The following is a 312-nucleotide window of genomic DNA, read 5'->3' as shown; positions in this document are numbered from 1 at the left end:
CGCGCAGGTACATGCGCACGGGATCATCCGTGCTGCCCAGGCTCTCCGCTTTTTTCGGCTTCGGCCCGCGGCTTTCGAAAACTGCCCCGTCGTCGGCGCCCCCGATATCATCATCGGCTACGTCATCGCCCACATCGTTGCCAGGCGCCTGATCGTCGTCGCTCTCATCCTCGCGCGATAAGGCGCCCCCGGCGGGCGTATCGTCGGAATCCGGGTCATCTTCGTTCTCGACGATCCTGATACCCATCTCCGACATCGCCGCCATGACGTCCTCGATCTGGTCTGCGGTCATCTGATCCTGCGGCAGGGCAA

General features: G+C 63.5%; 1 protein-coding gene. It reads right to left on the bottom strand.

Annotated features, from left to right (window positions below; genetic code table 11):
- The coding region (locus tag LH128_RS30565; RefSeq protein ID WP_327195333.1) for an RNA polymerase sigma factor region1.1 domain-containing protein at positions 1 to 292 on the bottom strand (292 nt) is incomplete at its 3' end.
- Positions 293 to 312: the final 20 nt, after the last annotated feature.

Source organism: Sphingomonas sp. LH128, from assembly GCF_000293195.2.
Lineage (GTDB): Bacteria > Pseudomonadota > Alphaproteobacteria > Sphingomonadales > Sphingomonadaceae > Novosphingobium > Novosphingobium resinovorum_A.
The sequence above is the reverse complement of the archived record's forward strand: the minus strand, read 5'-3'. Positions and strand labels throughout refer to the sequence as shown.